General features: G+C 55.7%; 19 protein-coding genes. 3 read left to right on the forward strand and 16 right to left on the reverse strand.

Annotated features, from left to right (window positions below; all coding sequences use genetic code 11):
- Positions 1-264 precede the first annotated feature (264 nt).
- Both ompC and AC559G_RS09810 read left to right on the forward strand, forming a co-directional pair.
- Positions 265-1,347: a porin OmpC gene (gene ompC / locus AC559G_RS09805; protein WP_438599190.1), complete on the forward strand. Its 1,083-nt coding sequence runs from the start codon at positions 265-267 to the stop codon at positions 1,345-1,347.
- A gap of 243 nt (positions 1,348-1,590) precedes the next feature.
- A complete protein-coding gene (locus AC559G_RS09810) occupies positions 1,591-2,781 on the forward strand; it encodes an amino acid aminotransferase (RefSeq protein WP_498912408.1) in 1,191 nt (396 codons plus the stop codon).
- A gap of 66 nt (positions 2,782-2,847) precedes the next feature.
- On the opposite strand, the gene AC559G_RS09815 is transcribed toward AC559G_RS09810, so the two are convergent.
- The 7 genes from AC559G_RS09815 to cmoM form a co-directional block, all read right to left on the reverse strand.
- The gene (locus AC559G_RS09815; RefSeq protein WP_498912409.1) at positions 2,848-3,495 is read right to left on the reverse strand and encodes an MBL fold metallo-hydrolase; all 648 of its coding nucleotides are present in this window, start codon (positions 3,493-3,495) and stop codon (positions 2,848-2,850) included.
- A gap of 60 nt (positions 3,496-3,555) precedes the next feature.
- On the reverse strand, positions 3,556-4,104 hold the full coding sequence (mepK, locus tag AC559G_RS09820) for a peptidoglycan L,D-endopeptidase MepK (protein ID WP_095848074.1): 549 nt from the start codon (positions 4,102-4,104) through the stop codon (positions 3,556-3,558).
- 181 nt (positions 4,105-4,285) lie between these two features.
- On the reverse strand, positions 4,286-6,124 hold the full coding sequence (gene ldtD, locus AC559G_RS09825) for a L,D-transpeptidase (RefSeq protein ID WP_498912410.1): 1,839 nt from the start codon (positions 6,122-6,124) through the stop codon (positions 4,286-4,288).
- Positions 6,125-6,407: 283 nt separating this feature from the next.
- Positions 6,408-10,856: a chromosome partition protein MukB gene (gene mukB / locus AC559G_RS09830; protein WP_498912411.1), complete on the reverse strand. Its 4,449-nt coding sequence runs from the start codon at positions 10,854-10,856 to the stop codon at positions 6,408-6,410.
- Positions 10,853-11,581 (reverse strand): chromosome partition protein MukE, encoded by a 729-nt coding sequence (gene mukE, locus AC559G_RS09835; protein ID WP_095848071.1) that lies wholly within the window; start codon positions 11,579-11,581, stop codon positions 10,853-10,855. Before mukE ends, mukB begins: the two co-directional genes overlap by 4 nt.
- Positions 11,562-12,884, reverse strand: coding sequence for a chromosome partition protein MukF (gene mukF / locus AC559G_RS09840; protein WP_498912412.1), 1,323 nt, complete (start codon positions 12,882-12,884; stop codon positions 11,562-11,564). Before mukF ends, mukE begins: the two co-directional genes overlap by 20 nt.
- On the reverse strand, positions 12,881-13,666 hold the full coding sequence (cmoM, locus tag AC559G_RS09845) for a tRNA uridine 5-oxyacetic acid(34) methyltransferase CmoM (protein WP_438597355.1): 786 nt from the start codon (positions 13,664-13,666) through the stop codon (positions 12,881-12,883). Before cmoM ends, mukF begins: the two co-directional genes overlap by 4 nt.
- Positions 13,667-13,818: 152 nt before the next feature.
- On the opposite strand from cmoM, the gene elyC reads away from it, so the two are divergent.
- Positions 13,819-14,583: an envelope biogenesis factor ElyC gene (gene elyC / locus AC559G_RS09850; protein WP_498912430.1), complete on the forward strand. Its 765-nt coding sequence runs from the start codon at positions 13,819-13,821 to the stop codon at positions 14,581-14,583.
- Here elyC and AC559G_RS09855 read toward each other — a convergent pair.
- From AC559G_RS09855 to AC559G_RS09895, 9 genes are all read right to left on the reverse strand, one after another.
- A complete protein-coding gene (locus AC559G_RS09855; protein WP_498912413.1) occupies positions 14,580-15,476 on the reverse strand; it encodes a YcbJ family phosphotransferase in 897 nt (298 codons plus the stop codon). The genes elyC and AC559G_RS09855 overlap by 4 nt on opposite strands.
- A gap of 154 nt (positions 15,477-15,630) precedes the next feature.
- Positions 15,631-16,380: a 3-deoxy-manno-octulosonate cytidylyltransferase family protein gene (kdsB, locus tag AC559G_RS09860; RefSeq protein ID WP_498912414.1), complete on the reverse strand. Its 750-nt coding sequence runs from the start codon at positions 16,378-16,380 to the stop codon at positions 15,631-15,633.
- Complete coding sequence (locus AC559G_RS09865; protein ID WP_095848065.1) at positions 16,377-16,559, reverse strand: Trm112 family protein; 183 nt, start codon at positions 16,557-16,559, stop codon at positions 16,377-16,379. Before AC559G_RS09865 ends, kdsB begins: the two co-directional genes overlap by 4 nt.
- 290 nt (positions 16,560-16,849) lie before the next feature.
- Positions 16,850-18,076 carry a winged helix-turn-helix domain-containing protein gene (locus tag AC559G_RS09870; protein ID WP_498912415.1) on the reverse strand — a complete coding sequence of 409 codons (1,227 nt, stop codon included), beginning with the start codon at positions 18,074-18,076 and terminating at the stop codon, positions 16,850-16,852.
- Between the two features lie 109 nt (positions 18,077-18,185).
- A complete protein-coding gene (locus AC559G_RS09875; RefSeq protein ID WP_438597362.1) occupies positions 18,186-18,407 on the reverse strand; it encodes a cold-shock protein in 222 nt (73 codons plus the stop codon).
- Positions 18,408-18,629: 222 nt separating this feature from the next.
- Positions 18,630-18,839, reverse strand: a complete 210-nt coding sequence (gene cspE, locus AC559G_RS09880; protein WP_498912416.1) for a S1 domain-containing protein — start codon at positions 18,837-18,839, stop codon at positions 18,630-18,632.
- Positions 18,840-19,198: 359 nt separating this feature from the next.
- Positions 19,199-20,176 carry a tetraacyldisaccharide 4'-kinase gene (gene lpxK / locus AC559G_RS09885; RefSeq protein WP_498912417.1) on the reverse strand — a complete coding sequence of 326 codons (978 nt, stop codon included), beginning with the start codon at positions 20,174-20,176 and terminating at the stop codon, positions 19,199-19,201.
- Positions 20,176-21,924 carry a lipid A ABC transporter ATP-binding protein/permease MsbA gene (gene msbA / locus AC559G_RS09890; RefSeq protein WP_498912418.1) on the reverse strand — a complete coding sequence of 583 codons (1,749 nt, stop codon included), beginning with the start codon at positions 21,922-21,924 and terminating at the stop codon, positions 20,176-20,178. Before msbA ends, lpxK begins: the two co-directional genes overlap by 1 nt.
- Before the next feature lie 35 nt (positions 21,925-21,959).
- Positions 21,960-24,230, reverse strand: coding sequence for a ComEC family protein (locus tag AC559G_RS09895; protein ID WP_498912431.1), 2,271 nt, complete (start codon positions 24,228-24,230; stop codon positions 21,960-21,962).
- Positions 24,231-24,604 lie beyond the last annotated feature (374 nt).

The raw sequence follows: 24,604 nt of genomic DNA on the forward strand, positions 1-24,604 counted from the left end.
ACAAAATAAAGGCCAGCTCAGCTGGCCTTTCGCATTTTCTATGCTTGACTTTCATCACAAAGTTCCCTTATTTTTACATTCTGTTACAGCATTTTTCTTTTTGAAACCGGATTAGGATATTAGTAGCATTTTCGCTCTAGATTAACCCGGCTTTGAATGGAACACTGCGTGCAGACACAGGACGACACCAAACTATCTACAATAGTTCCCAAGAATTATTGGCGGCAGTGGCAAGGTGTCCGAATAACACCAATGAGGGTAATAATGATGAAGCGCAACATTCTTGCAGTGGTAATCCCGGCTCTGTTAGCGGCTGGTGCTGCTAACGCAGCAGAAATCTATAACAAAGACGGCAACAAACTGGATCTGTACGGTAAAGTTGACGGTCTGCACTACTTCTCTAAAGATGATGGTTCAGACGGCGACCAGTCTTACGTCCGTTTTGGCTTCAAAGGTGAAACCCAAATTACTGACCAACTGACCGGTTACGGCCAGTGGGAATACAACGTTCAGGCGAACCACACTGAATCTGACGGCACCGAAGGCACCAAAACCCGTCTGGGCTTTGCTGGTCTGAAATTCGGCGACTACGGTTCATTCGACTACGGTCGTAACTACGGCGTATTCTACGACGTTGTTGGCCTGACCGACGTGCTGTATGAATTCGGTGGCGATTCCGGCTACACCGACAACTTCATGGCTGGCCGTACTAACGGCGTAGCAACCTACCGTAACACCAACTTCTTCGGTCTGGTTGACGGCCTGAACTTCGCCCTGCAATACCAAGGCGCGAACAACGAAGGCACCAACAACAGCCGTGACGTGCTGAAATCCAACGGCGACGGCTTCGGTCTGTCTGCTTCCTACGATTTCGGCCTGGGCATTGGCGCAGTAGCGTCTTACACCAACTCCAGCCGTTCACCTAACCAGAAAGCACTGGTTGTTGGTCAAGGTGATAAAGCTGAAAGCTGGGGTGCTGGCCTGAAATACGACGCCAACAACCTGTACCTGGCAACCATCTACACCGAAACTCGCAATGCAACGCCTATCTCTACCTCTACGGTAACTGGTTTTGCCAACAAAGCGCAGACCCTGGAACTGGTTGCTCAGTACCAATTTGACTTCGGCCTGCGCCCATCACTGGCATACGTTCAGTCTAAAGGCAAAGACATCGAAGGCATCGGCGATGCTGACCTGTACAAATATGTTGATGTCGGCGTTAGCTACGCATTCAACAAAAACATGTCTACCTACGTTGATTACAAAATCAACCAACTGGACAACAACAACCCACTGGGTCTGAACACCGACGACACCGTGGCTGTTGGCCTGGTTTACCAGTTCTAATTTGTTAAACGCCTGACAGTGGCAATTTACTGCCACAGGTGTGAAAAACAGGGCTACGGCCCTGTTTTTTTATAGCCATGCCCCTCTGCGTCTTTTCATCCCTGCTCTTTCATCGCCTTTTCCTGCTGATTATGCCGCGGTCACAAGTTCGAGGTATTTTTCTCGCAAACGGTTGGCAAAGCGCATAACTGGCGCTACCCTGAACCCTCTGACTGCTTAACTCTAGGCCACGGAAGCATCTGAATGTTTGAAAAAATCACTGCTGCACCGGCCGACCCGATTCTGGGTCTCGCCGAAACTTTCCGCGCGGACGCCCGCCCTAATAAAATCAACCTCGGGATCGGCGTTTATAAAGATGAAACGGGTAAAACACCGGTGCTGACCAGCGTAAAAAAAGCTGAACAATATCTGCTGGAAAATGAAACCACCAAAAGCTACCTCGGTATCGAAGGCATTCCCGCATTCGCAGCGTGTACCCAGGCATTGCTGTTCGGCAAAGACAGCGCAATTATCGCCGAACAACGTGCGCGCACGGCGCAAACGCCGGGCGGTACCGGCGGCTTGCGCGTGGCGGCAGACTTTATCGCTACGCAAACGGGTGCCAAACGCGTGTGGATCAGCAACCCAAGCTGGCCAAATCATAAAAACATCTTCAACGCGGCGGGCCTTGAGGTACTGGAGTATGACTATTACGACGCAGCCAATCATGCGTTGGATTTCGATGGCCTGATTAACAGCCTGAAACAGGCCAAGGCCGGCGACGTGGTGGTGCTTCATGGGTGCTGCCATAACCCGACGGGTATCGATCCCACCGAAGCGCAATGGCAAGCGCTGTCCGATCTGGCGGCAGCCAACGGCTGGCTGCCGCTGTTTGATTTCGCCTATCAGGGCTTTGCCAACGGCCTGGAAGAAGATGCTCAGGGGCTGCGTATTTTCGCTGCGCAGCATAGTGAACTGATCGTCTCCAGCTCATATTCGAAAAACTTTGGCCTGTACAACGAACGCGTTGGAGCCTGTACGCTGGTCGCTGCCGATGCACAAACCGCCGAGCGCGCATTCAGCCAGGTCAAAGCCGGCATCCGCGCCAACTATTCCAACCCGCCGGCTCACGGTGCGGCTATCGTTGCGACTATCCTGAGCAATGAGTCGCTGCGCGCCATGTGGGAACAGGAACTGGCCGATATGCGCCAACGTATCCAGCGGATGCGCCAGCTATTCGTCAATACGCTGCAGGAAAAAGGCGCCCAGCAGGACTTCAGCTTTATCATCAAGCAAAATGGGATGTTCTCATTCAGCGGTTTGACCAAAGATCAGGTGCTGCGCCTGCGCGAGGAATTCGGCGTTTATGCGGTAAATTCCGGCCGCGTCAACGTCGCTGGGATGACGCCAGACAACATGGCGCCGCTGTGCGAAGCCATCGTCGCCGTTCTATAAATCAGCACGCATAGATAAAACAAAGGGGCGCAGAAGCGCCCCTTTGTTATTCTGCAACGCCTGCCACTACCAGATGGCGGGTTCGTCACGCAGAAACGGATTAGTCTGGCGTTCATGCCCAAAGGTGGACATTGGGCCGTGGCCGGGAATAAAGGCCATATCATCCCCCAACGGCAACAGTTTGGTGCGAATCGCGTTGATCAACGCCTGGTGGTCACCGCGCGGGAAATCACTGCGCCCAACGCCGCCATTGAATAGCACATCACCCACCAACGCCAGGTGTGCCTGCTGGTTGATAAACACGATATGGCCTGGCGTATGCCCTGGGCAGTGCAGCACCTGCAGCGTCATTTCCCCAACCTGCACGCTATCCCCTTCCTGCAACCATTTGCTTGGGGTCAAGGGTTCACACGCCTCCAGGCCGAACATGCGGCTCTGTGCCGGCAGGCCATCAAGCCAGAAGGCATCTTCCTTATCCGGGCCGATAATCGGCACCTGATAGTGCTGGGCCAGCTCAGCCGCCGCACCAACGTGATCCAAATGGCCGTGAGTGAGCAAAATTTGCTCAATGGTAACGCCCTGACGGGCGACCTCGGCTTTCAGTTTTTCCGCCTCACCACCGGGATCAACCAACGCGGCCTGCCCGGTTTTGTCACACCAGATCAGGGTACAGTTCTGGCTGAACGCGGTGACGGGAATAATGTGGTATTTCATAAGGCTCCATAACAATCACATTGCGGCATAACCGTACAGCTTACCGGAACAGATTGCGGGTTACCAGGTTCTGACCGGCCCGGTATCAATGTGCACAAAATTGCTACGCGGATAATATCCTACGCCGCCGGCGCGCATTTTTAACGCCGCTTTACGGATATTGCTTAGCTGAATGCCTTCAATATGGAAATCCATCGCCTGCCCTTTGGTGTGATAACTTTGTTTTGCCACACCGCGGCTGTGTCCACGCAGTTCATTATTGGTCGCCAGGGAACGATAACCCGAAATTAATTGAATTGGCTTATGCGTGCCTAGCATGCCTTGCAGGCGATAGAGATGATCAAATAAACGCGGATCAATTGATTTGATTTTATTGGCACGGTAATCACGGAACAAATGGTTAAGGCGAGCTAACTCATCGCTATTGTAATTTTTCCCGTCGAAAAACTCGGCCTTAAGTGATTCCCCCGTATTCAGGTTATTGACGACCAAAATACGCGGACGAGAGGTGGATAAACTGGCAAACGCCTGCTCTGGCAGCAGCGCAAGCCCCAAGGCTGCGCTACCCAACGCCAGCCATCTACGGCGGTGATGATCGATGTTGTCCATGTTTCTGTCAGACCCGGAAAGAATATCGGAAAAATATGCACAGAAAAGCGCACTACCCGAACCATAACCGCCCGGCCGGGCTGAGTCAACCCGTGTGCCGCGTGGTTTGCGGGCAGAAAGGAAATGCCTGCCCGCAGGATGGCCAAATATTCTGACCGTTAGTTATTTAGAATTACTGCATTTATTGCAGTAATTTTTCCGCCTGAGCCAAAATTTGCGCGCCAGATCTCACCGTATCATCATAATTGTAAATATCTGTACGAAATTGTGGCTTTCCATCATCAGAAACCCAGGCCGTTAAATAATACAATTTAACCGGAATATGCTGGCGAATATTGACGTATGTCGTGTTGCCGCCTTTCAGGGTCGAAGAGACGCGGGAATCATTCCAGCCCGCATCCTGCAGCAGCATATTCGCCAAATCAGACGCTTTATTCACGCGCACGCAACCGGAACTGAGCGCCCGAATGTCTTTCTGGAACAGCTCATGATTCGGCGTATCGTGCAAATAAATGGCATCGGAGCTTGGCATATTGAATTTGAAACGCCCTAGCGAGTTATTGGTGCCCGGCGCCTGGCGGATGCGGTACGGGAAGTTGCGGGCGGAAACCGTGTTCCAGTCAATCATCGCCGGATCGATCACCGTTGCGTCGCTGCTCCAGCCAGACAACAGCGTATAGCCGTGCTTCTGGAAGTAGCTGGCGTCACGCATCGCTTTCGGCACAATATCTTCACGCACCAGCGTCGTCGGCACATTCCACGGCGGGTTCATTACCACATTATTCAGCACGCTGCTCATCATCGGTGTTTTACGGCTTGGACGGCCGACAATCACCCGGGATGACAACACCTCATTACCATTTTGGTAGTAGGTGAGCGAATAGTTAGGGATGTTCACCATAATGCCGGTATTAACACTGTTGGGCAAAATACGCAGACGTTGAATATTCAAGGCCAGCAGCGCTGCGCGCATGTTGGGCGACACATTCAACCACTCACGCGTACGCACGCCGATTACGCCATCGGCGCTCAGACCCTGCCATTTCTGGAAGCGTTTTACCCCTTCCACCAGATCGTCGCTATAAATATTATCGCTGATCGCAACCGGCCCGGCCGGCTGCTGCGGCGCGGCGTCGGCCGTTGCTGAAGGCGCAATATCCTTTACCGGCGCTGCGGATGGGCTAACCACCGCCGGCGGGGTTTCCTGCGCTTTTTCTTCATCAACGGAAAGGCCGCCGTCGTCGCCGCCACTCGATGAAATCAGCACGGCGGCAGGCTCCGTCGCCGGCACCACCGCGGCGGCGCTCAGCATGCCATTGCGCGTCAGAATCTCGCGCAGCGCCGGAATATCATTGCTCATCTGGCCGGGGCGCAAACTTGGGCCGCTGGCCAGGCGCGGCCAGGGGCGGTTATCCGCCAGCATGGCGCGCAGCGCCTGATGCATCTTGGCATACTGCGGGTGTTGCGGCGCCAGGGATTCAACATAAGCCAGCGTTTTCCCATCGCGCACCGCCAACTGCCACTGGTTAATCACCGTATTGGGCGGCAGGCCCAGTTTGTAAGGAATATTACTGTATAGCCAATCATTGCCATTTGCCGCAATCGACGACACGAATTGCAGGTAGCCCAACATGGCGTCCGACAGCACAATATCACGCGCCATACCGCTGATTGCCGGATCCGTCAACTGCTTGACCCACTGGGTAAACTGCGGCTGCACGCCGGAGATCGCCAGTTCCGCCAACTGCTGTTGAAACTGCCGTACCGCCTCACGATCCTGCCACATAGGCTGCATATGATGGCCGGCATACAGCGCCGCCAGCGTAGAGAGGTTATGCGGTGTGACGCCAGGCGGCAACGCCGCCATTAATTCAGCACGACTTTGTGCGGCAGAGATGCCGGATGATGAAACCGGAAACGCTGGCACGGCTGCCCGTGTAGGTAACGACGCACTAATACTGCATGCCATAGCACAACTCAGTGCGAGGCGCCGCATAGAGCCTCCATTTTCAAGCAACATCCTTTCCCCCTGTTTGCCCACAAAAAAACAACAATATTACCAGGTCGCCCGGCTCGAGCATCAACTGGGCTTTTCTACTGAACGACACCATGAACCAATGCAAAGACAACCTAGGCTTAGTATACAAACAGAAACCCCGTTTTGCTCTCAGGCGCCGTAGAATAACTGTTTATTTCATGGCGCTACAGCATTCCTGGTAATAAAAATGGCCAGATCATCCCCTTGATGAAAAAAATAGCCATCCTTTGATGGCTATTTTCAGATTTTTAGCAGGCCTTTTTATCTACGGCGTTTCCGCCGCCGAATCACGCGCCGCCGGCTCGTTAATCGCGAAGCCACGCAGCCCAACCACATGCACATGCTCGTGGTTTTTGAACACTTTACGCACCAGCTTATAAGTGGTGCCTTTTTCCGGGCTGATATTTTCCGGCGCGGCGATAATCAACTGCATTTCCAGGCGCTCGCACAGTTCGAACAGCGTAGCTATAGACTTGGCATCCAGACGTGCGGCTTCATCCAGGAACAACAGGCGGCAAGGCGAAATGTCTTTGCCGCGCAGGCGGCGGGACTCTTCTTCCCAGCTTTGCACCACCATCACCAGGATAGACATACCGGTACCGATCGCCTCACCGGTCGACAGCGCGCCGCTTTCCGCACGCAGCCAACCGTCGGAGCCACGGAACACTTCAACTTCCAGCTCCAGATAGTTGCGGTAATCAAGCAGTTCCTCACCGATGGTCTGCGGCGTGCGCTGCCCCATATCAATTTGCGGGTTCAGGCGCTGATACAGCTTGGCCAATGCCTCAGAGAAGGTCAGGCGGTTGCTGTTGAACAGATCCTGATGCTGTTCCTGCTGTTCAGACAACACATCCAGCAACGTGGCGTGCGCTTCCCGCACGTTCACGTTTAACCGCACGCTCTTCACCTGACCGAAGGACACCGCCTGCAGCCCCTGGTTGAGCATGCGGATACGGTTTTGCTCCCGCTGAATGGTTTTGCGAATGATGTTGGCCACGCTTTTCGAGCTAATCGCCAGCTTCTGTTCGCGCGCGGTCAGCTCTTCCGTCAAGCGACCAAGCTCGATCTCCATCTGTTCAATCGCTTCGATCGGATCGTCCGTGCGGATAATATCCTGGCGAATACGCTCGCGCAGATGCTGATACACCGCAATATAGAACTGGATCTTGCGCTCCGGCCGTTTAGGATCTTCGGAAAGTCGCAGAACATCACGCAGGTGTTCGTTATCCGCCACCGCCAGACGCAACGCCCCCAACGCCTTATCCGACATTGAGCGCAGTTCGTCGCCGTCCATATAGGCCAGCTCACGCCGGTGCAGGCGGCGCTCCACGCCGTTGTCTTTCACCAGGCGCATCACCGCGCACCAGCCGGCTTTGGCGGTCACGACCTGTTCACGCATCTGGTGATAATCACGCTCCAGCTTGCGCAGTTTTTTCTGCAGGCTGTCCATTTCCGCTTCGCAGAAGGTCAGCTGTTTTTCCAACTGATTGCGGCGCGCGCGGTTATTGCTTAACGCCGTGTGCAGTTCATCGCGGCGGATACGGGCGCGCTCTTCGGCATTGGCATCGGCCTGCACGCCGATATCCACCAGTTCCTGGTTAAGCTCTTTAAGCATGTCGCGCTTGGCGTCATACGAGCTTTTCAGCGAAGCCAGCACCTGGCTGAACTGGGTGAACTGCGCCTGATACTGGCGCAATTGGTCACGGGCGCGGCTACGTTCTGCCTCCGCCAGCTCCAGCCGCTGACGCAATTTTTCGTTCAGATCGTTATTGGCGTTCTGCATGCCGGCGGAATCGGTATAGCTGAAGTGCGCTCGCCGTTGCACCACTTCCGTCAGCGCGAATGCCTGCTGCTTGGCCTGGCGCTGCGCGTGCTGCGCTTGTTGATAATCCTGCTGCAGCTGTTCATGCTGCTGCGGATCGCTCTGCAACACGGCCAACAGCGGCTCCAGCTTCGCCAGCGCGGCGCCGTGCTGCTGAATATAGCGCGCGGCGTCCTGCGCATCATCAAGCTCATCGCGGATCTCATCGACGCGATCCTGCAATGTGTCATCATTGAGCAGTGAAACCAGCGGCATCAGGCGGTTGAGCGCGGAAATGCCCTCTTTGGCCTGCTCATACTGTTGGCGCTGCTGCTGGTTCTGCGCTTCATGGTTGTTTAGCGCGCGTTCAATTTCGCCGCGGCGGCCATTGAGCGTGCGGATTTCCGCTTCGGGATCGGTATCGAACGCCACCGCCAGGTGGGTGCCGATAAAGCGGCTGAATGCCTGATGCGCACGCTGCGTTTTTTGCACATCGAACGATAGCGTCGCGTAACGTTCCGCCAGGGTATCGCGTTCGGCATGCAGCACTTCCAGGCGGCTTTCCCGCGCCGCACGGCCAAACAGCGGCACTTCCGGGAAACGTGAATAACGCCATTGACGATCGGCGATTTTCACCACCACCGCCTTTTCCTGCTCTTCAACGGCAAACACGCTGTCATCGAACGACTGCGGATCCCCTTCAATCAGGTAAAGATCCTCTGGGCAATCCTCCAGCCCTTCAAGCAGCTCGCGCACCAACGACAGATCCGGCACCACAATCGCGTGGCGCGACGGGCCATACAGCGCGGAGAAATAAGGCGCATCATCAATGGTGACATCGTCGTAAATTTCCGAAAGCAACACGCCGCCAAAACGTTCGGCCAGCGTGACCAGGCGCTGATCTTCCGCCCCGCTCGGCTGGCTGAGGCGCTCGATCTGCGCTTCAACCGCGCGCTTACGCGCCGCCACTTCGTCGCGTTCGACGGTGGTTTCACGCTCGCGCTCCAGCAGTTGCTGCATGTATTCAGTCACCTGCTGGCTGTCTTCCAGCGCTTCGCCGCTTTGTTCGCTAAGCTGGCTCAACGCATCCTGTGCAGCCAGCCAGACCGGCGCACGCGCGGTCAGGGCTTTGATACGCTGCTGAATCTGCTCCAGTTCCTGGCGCATTTCCATGCGGCGCTCGCCGGCTTCGCTCACGTTTTGCGACAGCGACTCCAGGCGCTCTTCCAGCTCTTGCTGTAGGCTTTCCAGATCGTCTGGCTGATAGTCCTGCCCATGCCGTTTGCAGAACTCCTGTAACAGGCGCTCGGCGTCTTGCTGTGAGCGCAAGCGCTGTTCCAGCTCGCTCAGGCGCATCCGCAGCGGCTGCACACGCTCGGCCAGGTGCTGCTGTGAAGGCCAGTCGCGCAACAGTTCGCGCGCCGTCTGCCAGGCTTCGCTGCGGCTAACTTCGCCGGCAATCTTGCCCACCAGTTGATAGGCCTGTTCAAACTGGCCGTGAGCCGCGTCAGCCACGCTCAGTTTTTGTTCAAGCAGCAGCAGCGCTTCCGTCGCCTCTTGCTCCCGCGCCTGGAAAGTATCCAACCAGGTTTCCGCATTTTCGGCGGTCAACTCCGGCAGTTGGCACAGGCTGCGGGCCCGCTCTAACGCCTGCAACGCTTGCTGATATTGGATGGCACGGGTTTGCTGCACATCCAGCGCCTGCTGGTAATCCGCCAGTTGGCTTTTCAGCTCATCGACTTCCAGTTCAGCGGCTTCGGCCCGCGCTTCGTTTTCTGCCTGTTGCTCACTGGCCTCGGCGACAACCTCATTTTGTTCTTCCAGACGATAGGACAGCTCTTCCAGATCGGCCTCGTAGCGCTCGACCTTCTCCCGCTGACGCATCGCCGTTTGCACCAGGTTGAGGTGATCGCTGGCGGCCTGATAATCGGTTTCCAGATCGGATTCGGCACCGCTTTGTTCAGCCAGCTCGCGCGCCATTTCAACGTGGCGATACTGCTCAGCGGCCAGTTGCTTACGGCTGGTGAACAATTCGCTGCGCAACGCAATGGCGCTATCCAAATGGATGCGGCGCTCATTGGTGTGGCGCATATAGTCGGCGGCCACATAGGCGGTGGCGTCGGCAATTAAGTGTTTGAACAGATCGCGATCCGACTGCGTGACGCGGATCGCTTCCAGCGTCATACGGTTCTCGCGCAACGCGGCTTCCATATCCTGGAACGCCTTGCGCACGCCGCTGTTTTCCGGCAGCAGGTAATCACGCAGCGAACGGGTAATGGCGCTGGAAATCCCGCCGTAAAGAGAGGCTTCAATCAGCCGATAGAATTTGCTGCGATCGGCCGAAGAACGCAGGCGCTTCGGGATCACCCCTAAATCGAACATCAGCGAGTGGTAATCGGTAATGGAATTGAACTGCTTGAACTGCACCCCTTCCATTTCCTCCACGCGCTCTTTCAACTCCTGCAACGGCAGCACGCGCGCCTGGCGCTCGCCCACCGTCTGCGTGAGCAGTTCCGTGGGCTGAATTGAGGTCGGCAAACCCTGAATGGTGAACGGCTTGATGTCCACTTTACGATCGCGGCCGGCCACCTGCTGCAAGCGCACGCCAACGACCACGCGCTGATGGCGCGAGTTGACCACGTCCAGCGTGGAATAACACACCCCGGCGCGCAGCTTGCCGTGCAGGCCTTTATCACGCGAGCCACTGGTGGCGCCGGCTTCTGTGGTGTTACGGAAGTGCAGCAGCGTCAGATCCGGGATCAGCGCCGTGACGAAGGCCGCCATGGTGGTGGATTTGCCGGCGCCGTTACCGCCGGAAAGTGTCGTAACCAGTTCATCAAGATCAAAAGTGCGGGCGAAAAAGCCGTTCCAGTTAACCAGCGTCAACGAGCGAAATTTACCGCGTTCAATCATTCCTGTTCATCCTCTGCACTGTCCTGGGCATTGGCTGCCGATTGCTCATCGCCTTCGTTGTCATCATGAAGTGACAGGCTGTTTTCAATCGGCATGGCCTCACCGTCGCGAATCATGCGCAACTGCGCTTCACGCGGATCGTCACCGCTGCGCACGTCTGCACCGAAGCGGAACACCGCTTCGGTAATGCGAAATTTGCTGCTGTCGCCGCCCATGAAGTAAACCATCCCCAAGCGGCGCAGGCGGTTAAGCGAGGTGCGCACCTTTTCATGCAGTTTCTGCCGATCGAGATCGGAACCGGTTGAACGTTGGTTGACGAACTTCAGCAGTTTGCTTTCATCCGCCAAGCTCAGCAGTTCATCATACAGTTCCTGATGGCTGAAGATGCCCTCATGCGCCAGGCGCTCTGGGCTGAGGTAGAGATAACAGAGGATTTTGCCCACCATCATATCCAGCTCGGACAGCACCGAACGTGCGATCAGCGTGGTCGAACGCGGGCGCAGGTAGAAGAAGCCTTCCGGCGCACGGATCAATTCCACGTTGTAGCGGCCATAGAACAGCTCAAGCTCTTCCTGAAAATCCATCAGGAAGGCGTGGTTGTCCAGCTCATCAATACCGATGTGGCGGCCAGCGCGTAGTTGGCTATCCAGCGCCGGGAACAACGCATTAGACAGCGCTTTGGCCAGTTTAACTGGCATTACTTGTTCAATATTTGTCGATGACATGGGCCTGTACCTTGGCTCCGTAATCATTGATTGCCTGCCATTCGGCCGGCAACCCTGAAAAATCAGCTTCAGCCACACCAAGACGCACCGCCTGGTCGACCACTATACGCGCCACGTCAAAATGACGGGCACGCGGATATTGCGCCAGATAATCGCGCATTACCGTTCCCAAATTGAGCGGTATTTTTTGTTCCTGATACACCTGCAGCGCCTGCTCGATCATGGCGGCCAGCTGCTCGCGGATCTCGCTAAACTCTTCGAACTCCAGGTCCGGCGGCAACTCCCCGGTCACTTCCTCGCTGCGCAGCGCCAGCTCTTCATCACGCATGTCCAGCAGGCGATCGGCGTTGGCGAAGGTCAGCGCCCATGGGTTGTCGAAATAGTTTTGCACCGACTGGCGCAGGCGTTGTGAGAACACCCGGTTTTTATCCATATCGATGGCGGTACGAATGAACTTATGCACGTGGCGATCGTAGCCGATCCACAGATCGATGGCCTGTTGGCCCCAACTGATGATGCGATCCAGCTTGCCCTGCAGATCAAACACCAGCTTATCGACAAAGCTCAGCTCCGCATCGCCCAAGGTGGCGTCCTGGATACGCAACAGGTTTGCCTGCAGCTTATCGCCTGCGGCTTCCAACGTATCTTGCAGTTCGCGCAGAGTGCCGGAAGTTTCCGACAGCAGCATTTCGCAGTTGGAAATGGCTGCGCGCCAATCCTGATTAAGCAAGGCGGCAATGTCTTCTTTGACGCTTTGCTGCTGCTCGTCCATCACGCGTTGGGTCATATCGATGCTGTCGAAGATTTCCGCCACCGAATATTTCAGCGGCGCGAACACGTTGCGGTGCCAGTGGAAATCATCCCCGCCCTCTTCCGCGGCGTCCGCCGCGCGTTTGAGCTCTTGCGCCACAATAGACAGTTGCATCGACAACCGCAGCGTCGAAAACTCGCGCTGGCGGATATAGTAGTCGGTAATGCCGATGCCTAGCGGCGTCAGGCGGTAGATGGCATTGCCGTCCGCCAGTTCGCTGGTAAAGCGGTTCAACAGGCGCTGGCGCACCATATCGTTAATGGCATTATTGGCACGAATCGCCACCGTTTCATGCGTCTGCTCAAAGCCTTTGCTGACATGACGAAAGGCATCAACCAGCTCCCCTTCGCTCATCTCGCCATCCAGCCGCTCCCCGTTTAACGTGGCGATAGCGAGCAGAAACGCAAGACGCTCCGTAGGGAGCGAAAGAGAGAAATCATTTTTCCGTGCCCAGGCGACCAATTCGGGTACAGTCTGGGAAAACTCACTCATAGTTCGTCCTTCAGGTCGGGTTTATGCGCCATCACGTGAATATAGCGCCCCAAACTCACGTACGGCTCTTGCCGGCAATAGCGCTGTTCAAGCGCCAATAATTCTTCAAATTTTTCGGTCTGTAACTGCCGGCTTTGCAGATAATCATGGAACACCCGCACACCAGTTTTGCCGCTAATGCGCAGCCCTAACTGTTCCAACCAGCCGTAAACATCCTGTGGCTGATGCGGGTACTGCGGCGACAACGAACGCTTTCTGCGCCTTCTGACCTGCGGATCCACTAGCTGGAAATTCCCCAACACCACGTTGCGCATCAGCAGGCCGTTAGCATTGAAAAACATCAGCGACAGCGCGCCGCCCGGCGCTAAACAGGCTGACAACGCCCGCAGCGCCGCCAGCGGTTCAGCGATCCATTCAAGCACCGCGTGAAACAATATCAGATCGACAGGTTGTTCCAAGTGCTGGCCGATATCCTGAACAGCATTTTGTCTAAATTGCATGTTCTGGCTCACACCTTTCTGTTCTGCCAATGCCGCCGCCCGCTGGATCATCTCACCGGAAAGATCACACAACAATACCTGATGTCCTAATTCGGCCAGTTGGCAGGCCATATGCCCTTCGCCACCGCCGGCATCCAAAATGCGCAGCGGTCGCTGCGGCAGTTGCGCCAATAACGCGTTCAGATCCTGCCAGAGCACCGCCTGGCGAATCTTCCCTTTGGTGGTGCCATAAATATTACACGCAAACTTTTCAGCAATATCGTCAAAATTGCGATCCTGCATAAGACAGTGGCTCCACTGCTTTTATTCTGGCTCCGGCAAAACGCCCGCCTATTCAAACCTGCTATTTTGGCACAGACTGGCTTAGAATGAATCTTCTTGCAGCCAGATTGCGCCTGGATGCCGTTTTTTCACCCAAAAGGATCGGATTTTTGATGCTGTTTGACCTGAAAAAGTTCATCGGCGGTATTTTAATGCCGCTGCCCGCCCTGCTTTTGCTGATGGGGCTGGCACTGCTACTGATATGGTTCACCCGCTGGCAGAAAAGCAGTAAGGCTATTTTAACCCTGAGTTGGCTGTTTTTATTGCTTTTCAGTCTGCAGCCGGTTGCCGATCGCTTGTTGCAGCCCATCGAGGCGCAATACGCCACCTACCGCGGCAACGACGCGGCGAAGTATATCGTGGTATTAGGTGGCGGCTACACGTATAACCCGGACTGGGCGCCGAGCTCCAATCTGATCGGCAACAGCCTGCCGCGGGTTACCGAAGGCATACGTCTCTATCTGGCGCACCCCGGCAGCAAAATGGTGTTTACCGGCGCCAGCGGCGCCAATATGCTGAGCAACGCCGAGACCGCCGCCAGAGTGGCGGAGAGCCTGGGAGTGCCGCGCAGTGATATCGTGGTGCTCGATCGCCCGATGGACACCGAACAAGAGGCAGGGCAAGTCGCCGAACTGGTGGGGCAACAGCCGTTTATTTTGGTCACTTCGGCCAACCACTTGCCGCGGGCGATGCGTTTCTTTCGCGCCAAAGGGTTGCACCCGATTCCCGCGCCGGCCAACCAGTTGGCGATCGCCTCACCGCTGTATTTCTGGGATCGCGTATTACCTTCGGCCATGTTCCTGGGGCACAGCGAACGCGCCTGGTATGAAACGCTGGGCAGCCTGTGGCAACGGGTAAAAGGCGCCGATAACGATTAACCCGCCAGCCACGGCAACAGTTGCTGCGAAGCATTGCTGAACAGTTGCCGATCGAGCTTGCCGGTATGGATCATGCGCGCGGCGGCTTCCCATACCGTGTACAACCAGCGGCGCGCCATGAACGATTCCGCCACCGGCGCCCGCTGCAAATACTCAAACAGCAGTTGGCTTGGCATACCGGGTTCGCTTAGCCGGAAAAGATCGTATTCACGCGGTGCCCAAAGCATCATGCCTGGGTTAAACATCGCCAACAGTTGGTCGGTTTTGGCGTCTTTGAGCATACTGCGCAGCGTCAGGTTGCCGTGCACCAACACACAGGGATCGTCAAAGCCGACAAAGAAATGGGTCAATGCTTCGCGCGTGCGATACAGCAAGCGGCGATCGTCCATCGTTAACTGCGGCGAATTCAGGTTGGTAAGCGTCGACCATAACACCTCGATCCGCTGTTGATACCAGCAAAACCAGTCGTTTTCCTGCGTACTGTCGACAGTGCCAACGTTACCGTGGCTGTCGATGCGGTGCCAGGCCAACATCCCTTCCACGATCTGCCCCTTCAGCATGTTCCAGCGGTCGGGCGTGCGCGCGGGTGCTTCAACCGGTACCCCGCGCAGCCGTTCGATCAGCAGAATTTCCTTGTACGGCGCCTGGTGGGTATACACCACGCCAAACACCGTCGGCAAACGGATATCTCCCTCCCGCGCCAGCATTGAAAGCTTATAGGCCTCTTGTTGGGCGATCCCCGCGCAGACATAGCTTTTCGCCATCAATGGGATGGCGTGATCATGTTGATCGTACAATGAGTACATATGCGCGTAGGGTTGCTCGCTGACGCGTTCAAGGCGGCTGATTGATTCGCCCAGCACAATACTCAGTTCGGCACGTAACTGTTCCATCAAGCAAAACCTCTGGAGGAAAAATAAAGCGCTTTACATCATCAAACGCCATGCGGGGAAATACTTCAATGCAGATCAACAAAACGAAGAGCTATAGGCAAAAACACAACGGCCAGCGCGATATCGCGCTGGCCGTTCTATCACCCGGGGACAATCAGCCGCACAGGGTATCGCGCACGCGTTGAAGATCTTCCGCCGTATCTACCCCAACGGTGGGAATGGCCTTGGCGACCGCCACGTGGATTTTCTCGCCGTACCACAGCACACGCAGCTGTTCCAGCAGCTCGATCTGCTCCAGTTGGCTGGGCGCCCAGCGCACATAGCGGCGCACAAAGCCGGCGCGGTAAGCGTAGATGCCGATATGGCGCAGCAGGCTGTCGCCGATGGCGGCTTTCGAAACGGCAAAACGCTCGCGATCCCAGGGAATGGTGGCGCGCGAGAAATACAGCGCATATCCCTGCGCGTCCATCACTACTTTCACCGCATTGGGATTAAACGCTTCTTCCGCGCTGTCAATCGGCACCGCCAGCGTCGCCATGCCGGCGCTGCAGGCCGCCAGGTTTTCCGCCACCTGGCGAATAATCACCGGCGGGATCAACGGTTCGTCACCCTGGACGTTGACAATGATCTGGTCATCGGCAAAACCGTAATGTTCAATCACTTCCGCCAAACGTTCAGTACCAGAGTGGTGATCCGGGCTGGTCATACACACTTCGCCGCCGGCCGCCACCACGGCATCTGCCACATCGGCATGATCGGTGGCGACAATCACGCGCGCCGCGCCGGACTCGCGAGCGCGTTCCATGACGTGCACCACCATGGGTTTGCCATGGATATCCGCCAGCGGTTTGCCCGGTAAACGCGTTGACGCATAACGCGCAGGAATAATCGCGATAAAGCTCATGCGTGTCTCTCTTCCAGTGACAGGGCACGCGCTTCGTTTTCCAACAGCACCGGAATACCGTCACGCAGCGGATAGGCCAAACCATCCACTTTGCAAACCAGTTCCTGATTTTCTTTATTGTAGTAAAGCTTGCCGTTACAGACCGGGCAGGCAACGATTTCAAGTAAACGGTGATCCATGTTCCCTCCAGGGTGGAGATATGACTTCAGGAAAAGAGGCATGAGAATAGCATAACGTGGTGTTACGGTTAATCACCGGCTGAACCCTTGATGACATTTCCGTGAAGGGGTTGAATTGCACTGGCCGCAGGCGTAGAATTTTGTGTGGCAAGCATCACACAATTAATCATAAGCAGTCGATGTAGCTTTCTGCCACTCAATTTCTCAGGTAGTACCGCAAATAACACCACGTATTGTAACGAACGGCGCTGGCACTCGTTTTACCCCCCTTTTTATGGCAACGCCGTTCGTTATTCCACTTCCCAGCCACTGCCCCAGCGCGCAGCCAATTCATCCGGCAACGTTTTTAACGCCACCTGCCGCGCCCCGTGCCATTGCGCGCAACGGGTAATGGCCTGATACATATCCTGGCAGCGCTGTTTGCCCAGGCGAACCCCCGGCTCAAGGTGCAAACTGCGTACCTCGAATATGCTCAGACGGCGGTGCATTTTGGCATCAATGCGCCCAATCAGTGCGCCGCGCTGCAATATCGGTAGGGTAAAGTAGCCATACTGCCTTTTTTCGCTCGGGGTATAGCATTCCAGGCGATAATCAAAACCAAACAGTTCACTGGTACGGCGGCGATCCCACACCACCGGATCAAACGGCGACAGCAGCGTGCATACCGTCGATGTCAGTTTGCCCTGTTCGGCCAGCGCCAGTTGCGCGGCCAGCGAACGGTGGACGTAGCATTTCGCGTCCCAACCGGCGACGGCGACCGGGATGATCTCCCCTTGCTGTTGCAGCTCGGCAAGCAGTTTTCCCGGCGCAACACGCTTTAAGCGATAATAGTCCGCCAGCCATTCGGCGCGGAAAAAACCCAGATAGCGGCAGGTACGCCGGAGCATCTCTTGCCGGGCAGCGCTTTCTGGCAACGCATGTTGCGTATCATCCCACTGCGGCATCAGACGTTCGGTAAGATCGTACACCCGCTGGAAATTGCGGCGTTCGGCCACCATCAGCCTGCCGGTGGTAAACAACAGTTCAAGATGGCGTTTTTCCGGCTTCCAATCCCACCAGCCGCTGTTGCCTTTGTCCGCGCTGCTGAAATCCGCCGAGCGCACCGGTCCTTTTTCCTCAATGTGTTGCACCAGCGCCTCTATGGCATCCTGGTGCTGTTCTGCCCACTGTGCCGAGTATTTCCAGCCCATTCCCTGTGGCGCCAGCATGCGATGGCGCATCAGTGGGAAGTCGTCAATGGGGAGGAAACAGGCTTCGTGCGCCCAGTACTCAAACAGGCGCCGCTGCGCTAATGCCTGATCCAGCCATGCGGGCGAGTAATCGCCAAGACGGCTGAACAGCACCAGATAAGGGCTGCGGGCAACGACGCTGATGGTATCGATTTGCAGCAAGCCCATCCGTTGAATCGCCTGGATAACATCGTCTGGGCGGGCTTTACGCCGAACCGGGGTTAATAAGCCCTGGGCGGCAAGGTGTAGTGCGCGGGCGGCGGCCAATGAAATAACCGGCAAAGGCATCCTGTCGTCCTGCTGAAAGGGGGGTTACTTGATAATAGTGGAATTGGCGTGATTTTTCTTCGCCAGTGCAAAGTAGCGGCAGCGCCGGCACTGGCGAGGAGGAAGAAGCTTAGAACGCGATAACGTCTGCAGCCGACAGCCCATTAGAGCCACGGCCGATCGAAAACTCAACGTTCTGGCCTTCGGTAAGTGATTTGTTTTTGGTATTGGCAATCGCCTGGCGGCTGACGTATATTTCGTCACTGCCATCAACCGGTGAAATAAAACCATAGCCTTCAGCCTGATTAAACCATTTCACCCGACCCATTTTTAACATCCGATTTTTTAACATAACTGATTTCCTTTTTTTGTGGGCACCCGGAACTACGCCATGCGTATTTGTTATCTGGATGCTACCAGCCCATCCTAAGTTTTTCGTCATAAACTCCTTATGAGCAAACATGAAAAAGCCCGCACGCTGGCGGGCTTATTGAACTTAATATCTTCCGCAATGATGCCTGCCTACCGGCTGCATCATGGTTGTATTAAGATCTCGATACGCTATTACCTGAACTTACAGGGCAACAACGTTGGCGGCAGCCGGCCCGCGCGGGCTGTCCTGAATGGTGTACTCAACACGCTGGCCTTCAGCCAGGGTTTTGAAACCGTCGGTCATGATAGCAGAGAAATGTACAAACACATCTTTACCACCGTCGTGCTGTTCAATGAAACCAAAACCTTTGCTCTCGTTGAACCACTTAACCTGACCCATCTTCTTAGACATTACATTTACCTTTTAAATATAAAAACTTGCCATAAGGCACTTTGGACTGCTTGCAGAAACATTACTTATGGGAGGTACTTAGAAGGTTCGTCTTTGAAGCGGAATCGACTGATAACGGCTTTGAAGGAACTGCTTAACTCTAAACTCTGGCATAAATAGGTCTGTATCACAGGCCGAGGCTTATTTACTCATAAAACAACCGGCTACACAAGCGAGTTTAACATTTTATTTTCATCATCATGCACACCGATGAAGTATCTCCATGATAACTCTTGATTATTTATTTTCTTTTTGATTACAAAAAGCGTTTTTTATCCATGCAACACGCCGCCCCGCCATAAGGCTAGGCGGCATACGGGTTATTTCAGTAGCGCCTCGATGCGCTGCAGCAACTGTTCGGCCTGTTGCTGGGGCAACTGCGCATCAACCGGTAAATACCACCAGTTCGGCTGAGCAAACGCTCTGCATTTCACGGCATCTTTTTCGGTCATCAACAACGTTTGCTGCGGCTGAACCAACGCGGCCAACTGCGGCAAGCTATAGGCCTGGTGGTCGGCAAACGGCACCTCCCGCACCATTTCAACGCCCTGCTTTTCCAGCGTGGCGAAAAAACGCGGGGGGTGGCCAATGCCGGCCATGGCAACCACCTCGGGCAGTTCAGCAACCGGGCACCGCTCACCGCTGAGCAGATTCACCGCATCCTGAGCCTGCAGCTTCATGGCGATTTCACCCTCCTGGGCCACGCCACCGTTAGCAATGCAGACATCCACGCTGTTCAGACGAGCAGCACGCTCGCGCATCGGACCGGCGGGCAACCACCAGCCGTTGCCAAAACGCCGCACGCCATCAATCACCACCACTTCAAAATCACGCTGCAGGGCATAATGCTGCAAACCGTCATCGGTGATCACCACGTCCAGCGCGTGCTGCTGCACCAGTGCCTGCACCGCGGCCACACGCTTGGGCGCAACGGCGACCGGCGCGCCGGTACGTTGATAAATCAGCACCGGTTCATCACCGGCCTGCGCCGTTGTGGTGGCGCTATCCAGCAACAGCGGGTAACTTGCGGACTTGCCGCCATAACCGCGCGACACCACGCCCGCACGGTAACCACGCCGCTGTAACTGCTCTACCAGCCAAATCACAACCGGCGTTTTACCGTTACCGCCTGCAGTCAGGTTGCCCACCACAATCACCGGCACCGGCGCCCGCCAGCTTTTGCGCAGCCCCAGACGATAGCTCAGGCGGATTAAACCGCTCACCAGGCCATACAGCCAGGAAAGCGGCAACAGCAGCAAATAGAGCAGTGAACCGCCAGACCAGATACGCTCGATCATTAGTGGCCAAACTGCAAACGGTGAAGTTGCGCGTAAGCCCCTTGCCGGGCGAGCAGTTCATCATGCCCGCCACGTTCAACGATACGCCCATCTTCGATAACCAGAATCTCATCCGCTTTTTCAATCGTGGACAAGCGGTGCGCAATCACCAGCGACGTACGGTTTTTCTGCAGTTCGTCCAGCGCCGCCTGAATCGCTCGTTCAGATTCCGTATCCAGCGCCGAGGTGGCTTCATCCAGGATCAGGATTGGGCAATCGCGCAGCAGTGCCCGAGCAATGGCAATACGTTGGCGCTGCCCACCGGAGAGCATCACGCCGTTCTCGCCGATCACCGTATCCAGCCCCTTTTCCATCTTGTCGATAAAGTCCATGGCATAAGCCATGCGCGCCGCCTGTTCGATCTCTGCGCGGCTATAGCGATCTTCACGCGCATAGGCAATATTGTTGGCGATGGTGTCGTTAAACAAGTGGACGTTTTGAGATACCAGCGCGACCTGATCGCGCAGGGATGCTAGCGTGTACTCACGCAGATCGTAACCGTCCATCAACACCGCCCCTTCCTGCACGTCATAGAAACGGGTCAACAGGTTGGCGATAGTTGATTTACCCGAGCCGGAGCGCCCAACCAGCGCCACCGTTTTGCCTTCAGAAATACTCAGGTTGATGTCGCGCAGCGCCGGCGTTTCTTTGCCTGGGTAGTAGAAGGTGACATTACGGAACTCAATATCCCCTTTGGCGCGTGTTACTTCGCGGGTACCGCTATCTTTTTCCTGTTCCATGTCCAGAATGCTGAACAACGTTTGGCAAGCCGCCATACCGCGCTGGAACTGGGCGTTGACGTTGGTCAGCGATTTGAGCGGCCGCATCAGGGCAATCATCGATGAGAACACCACGGTAATGGTACCGGCCGTCAGGGTTTCCATCACACTGGGGAAACTGGCGGCAAACAGCACAAACGCCAGCGCCAGCGATGCGATAAGCTGAATGATCGGATCAGAGATGGACGACGCGGAAACCAGCTTCATGCCCTGCTGACGCATGCGATTGCTGACCGAGTTGAAACGCTCGGTTTCAACCTGTTGGCCGCCGAAAATCAGCACTTCTTTGTGCCCCTTCAGCATTTGCTCGGCGCTGGTCGTCACCTGCCCCATGGTGTTTTGCATATTTTTGCTGATATTACGAAAACGCTTCGATACCAGGCGAATCGCGAAAGAAACGATCGGCGCCAGCACAATCAGAATCACCGAAAGCTGCCAGCTATAATAAAACATCATGATGAAGAGGCCGATGATCGAAGCCCCTTCTCGCACCACGGTAACCAGCGCGCTGGACGACGACGATGCCACTTGCTCGGAGTCGTAAGTGATACGCGATAGCAGCGTCCCCGTTGACTGCTGGTCGAAAAAGGCCACGGGCATCCGCATCATATGGCCAAACAGACGGCGGCGCATTTGCATCACCACCATCCCCGATACCCAGGAAATGCAATAGCTGGAAATAAAACCGGTGAGGCCGCGCATAATCATCAGGCCGATAACCACCAACGGCATCCAGACCAGAACGCTGCTGTCTGCTTTGCCAAAACCTTCATCCAACAGAGGTTTCAACAGCGACAACATCAAGGTGTCGCCGGCAGCGTTTAAAATTAACGCGATAGCGGCTACGATCAGCCCAGTTTTAAAAGGTGTGATCATCGGCCACAAGCGACGGAAGGTCTGCCAGGTCGAGAGATCTTTATCATTCATCATGCAAATACCAGCATTGGAAGAAATAGCGGCTCATTTTACTCATTATCCTCCATAACACCAAACCACCGATGATACCAACGGGGCACTAATTGCTCGCGAAAGCCTTGAATCTGCCAATCTTTGTCGAAGAAAAAGACGCTCAGTTGCCCTGAGCGGGCTGTGTCATGCCAGTCCGCCTGATAGCCCACATATCTGGTAACAATTTTCTCAGCAGGGAAACGCCATCTGTTATAACGCGAAGCCGAAGCCAACGCGGCTTTGGGCGCCACTGCGCGAATAAACGGCGAAGAAGACGAGGTTTTACTGCCATGGTGCGGCACCTGCAGCACCGTTGCCGGCAATAAATGCCGCTGCTGCTGCAATAGCAGCGCCTCCCCTTTCTGCTCGACATCGCCCGTCAGCAAAACGCTGTATTGCCCATCACTCACCCGAACGATACAGGAGTCATTGTTGCCCGCATCGGCCACCCGCTTGCCGGGCCCCAAAACGCGAAAATCCAGGGTTTGCCAGTGCCAGTGCTCGCCGGCCATACACGGCAGATGGCCGGCACCGAGTTGTGGGCTGCGTACGCTGGCCTGTGGGAATGCCTGCCGCAGCGTTGCCAGTCCACCGGTATGATCGAGATGATTGTGGCTGATGATGATCTGCTCAACAGCCAGGCCACGCCAGGTGAGAAACGGCAGAATATAGCGCTCCGCCGCATTGCCGCTCTGCCACTGCCCGCCGCTATCAAACACCACTGCTTTCCCCTGGGCGGAAATCACGACGGCCAGGCCGTGCCCAACATCCAGCATATCCACGCGCCAACGGTAAGGATCGGGGCGTTCATGCCACAAGAAGCCGCATAGAGCCAATGCCAGGAGCCCACCGGGGTAATGCCACCAGCCATTGAAACGCCAGCAGACCACCAGCAACCACCCCGCCAGGCTGATAAGCAAAGATGAAGCGCCAAGCTCAACCCACCCCCGTTGCAAATAGCCTAGCGGGATAAATACCCACAGCAGCGTTTGATCGGCCAGCCACCACAGTGCCGCGCTGACGGTGGGGAGTGTGCCCAAAACAATAGCCCATAAAATCAACGGCACGGTCAAAAAGGAAACCAGCGGCACAGCCCACAGGTTGGCCGGCAACGAGGTTAAGGTCATCCCCTGAAACAACCCGGCTTGCATGGGGACCAGCAGCAACGTGATGCCTAACTGCAGGTGCAGCCAGCGTACCGGCGCCCAAAACCAGGCGGTGCGTACACGCTCGCTTAGCGGCACCCAGTCAAACCAGAAGATCAGTGAGGCTACCGCCATAACGGATAGCCAAAAGCTGTCTGACAGCACGGCCAACGGATCGCACAACAGGATTAAACTGACGCACCATAGCCAAACCTGCCACGAGGAACACTGCACCCCACCAATACGCAACAACATCCACAGAGTCAGCGCCACTCCGGTGCGCACCGCAGGCGGCTGGCCGCCGGCCAACCAGACATAAATCACAGTGAAAAACCAACTCACGACTAACGGGAAACGATAGCCAATCCAATAGGGCGGGAAAAAAAACTGCACGCCGCGCAGTAATAACCAAACCAGGATCGCCGCCATCGCCACATGCAGCCCGGAAATCGCCATCAGGTGGGCTATGCCAGTTTTCAGCATTAGCGTGCGCAACGCTTTCTCCAGCGACGTTCGCTCGCCAAAGGCCAGCGCCAGCAACACCGATTTATAATTCACGGCGGGAATATTCTGTTCTGCATGGTGGATAATGCGCTGGCGCAGGTTACAGCCGGGATCCAGCAGCGCCGCCTGGGTTATTCTCCCGGTAAGCGGTTGCCGCTGTGCCAGTGCCCAACGCTGGCTGTCAAACCCACCCTGATTGAGAACGGCGTGTACCGGGCGCAAACGAACCTGCAACCGCCAGCGTTGGCCAGCACAGGGTATCGCCTGCTTCCAGCCGGCACTGAAGTAAAGCGCCGGCAATAGCCAACGCCCATCAACCTGTTCGATGCGAAAAATTACCCGGCCAGGCGCTTCATCCTGCAGACGGATACTGCTTACGGTGACGATGATATTTTGCGGCGCGCCAATTAGCGCGGTGATCTGCCCCACCAACACGCGGGCGCTACCGCTCGCCAGTAAAAAGCCGCACAACAACCAGCACATTGCCTGGCATAGGGAATTCTGCGTTTGCCGCCACAGCAGCAGCGCGACAGCGGCAATGATCACTAGCCATGGCCAGGGGGGAAGCTGCGGTAATAGCAGTAATGGCAATGTGCCGGCAGCCACCCCGATGGCTGCAATATCGACCGAGGTTTTGATATGCCGTCTCCCTGGCTTGTTCTGGTGTTCGCACCCAGATATAGCGCGGGGCAGTAATGCTGACCAGCCACAAGTGGCAAGCGGGGAATGCAGAGCGCAGAGGTTTGCAGCAAGTAATGAAACGGAGTAACCGCACTGCGCGTTTCCGCACAAAAAACATGTGAGTGGCAACGCCCAGGCCACGTTGGCTGCACGTCTCAATACGGCGCAATCACCGTTGAAGTAATACTGCGAGGGAGTTAAAAAAAAATAAATATCCTCCGGCATAGCCGGAGGTTTTTCTGATGCGCCTATAAGGCTCTGTTACCAGCCGCGCCCTAACAGGCGCATACGATCTGACATTTGCATCAGACTCCGTTACTTACGGCCCGTAA

It is taken from the genome of Gibbsiella greigii (genome assembly GCF_039540155.1).
Classification (GTDB): domain Bacteria; phylum Pseudomonadota; class Gammaproteobacteria; order Enterobacterales; family Enterobacteriaceae; genus Gibbsiella; species Gibbsiella quercinecans.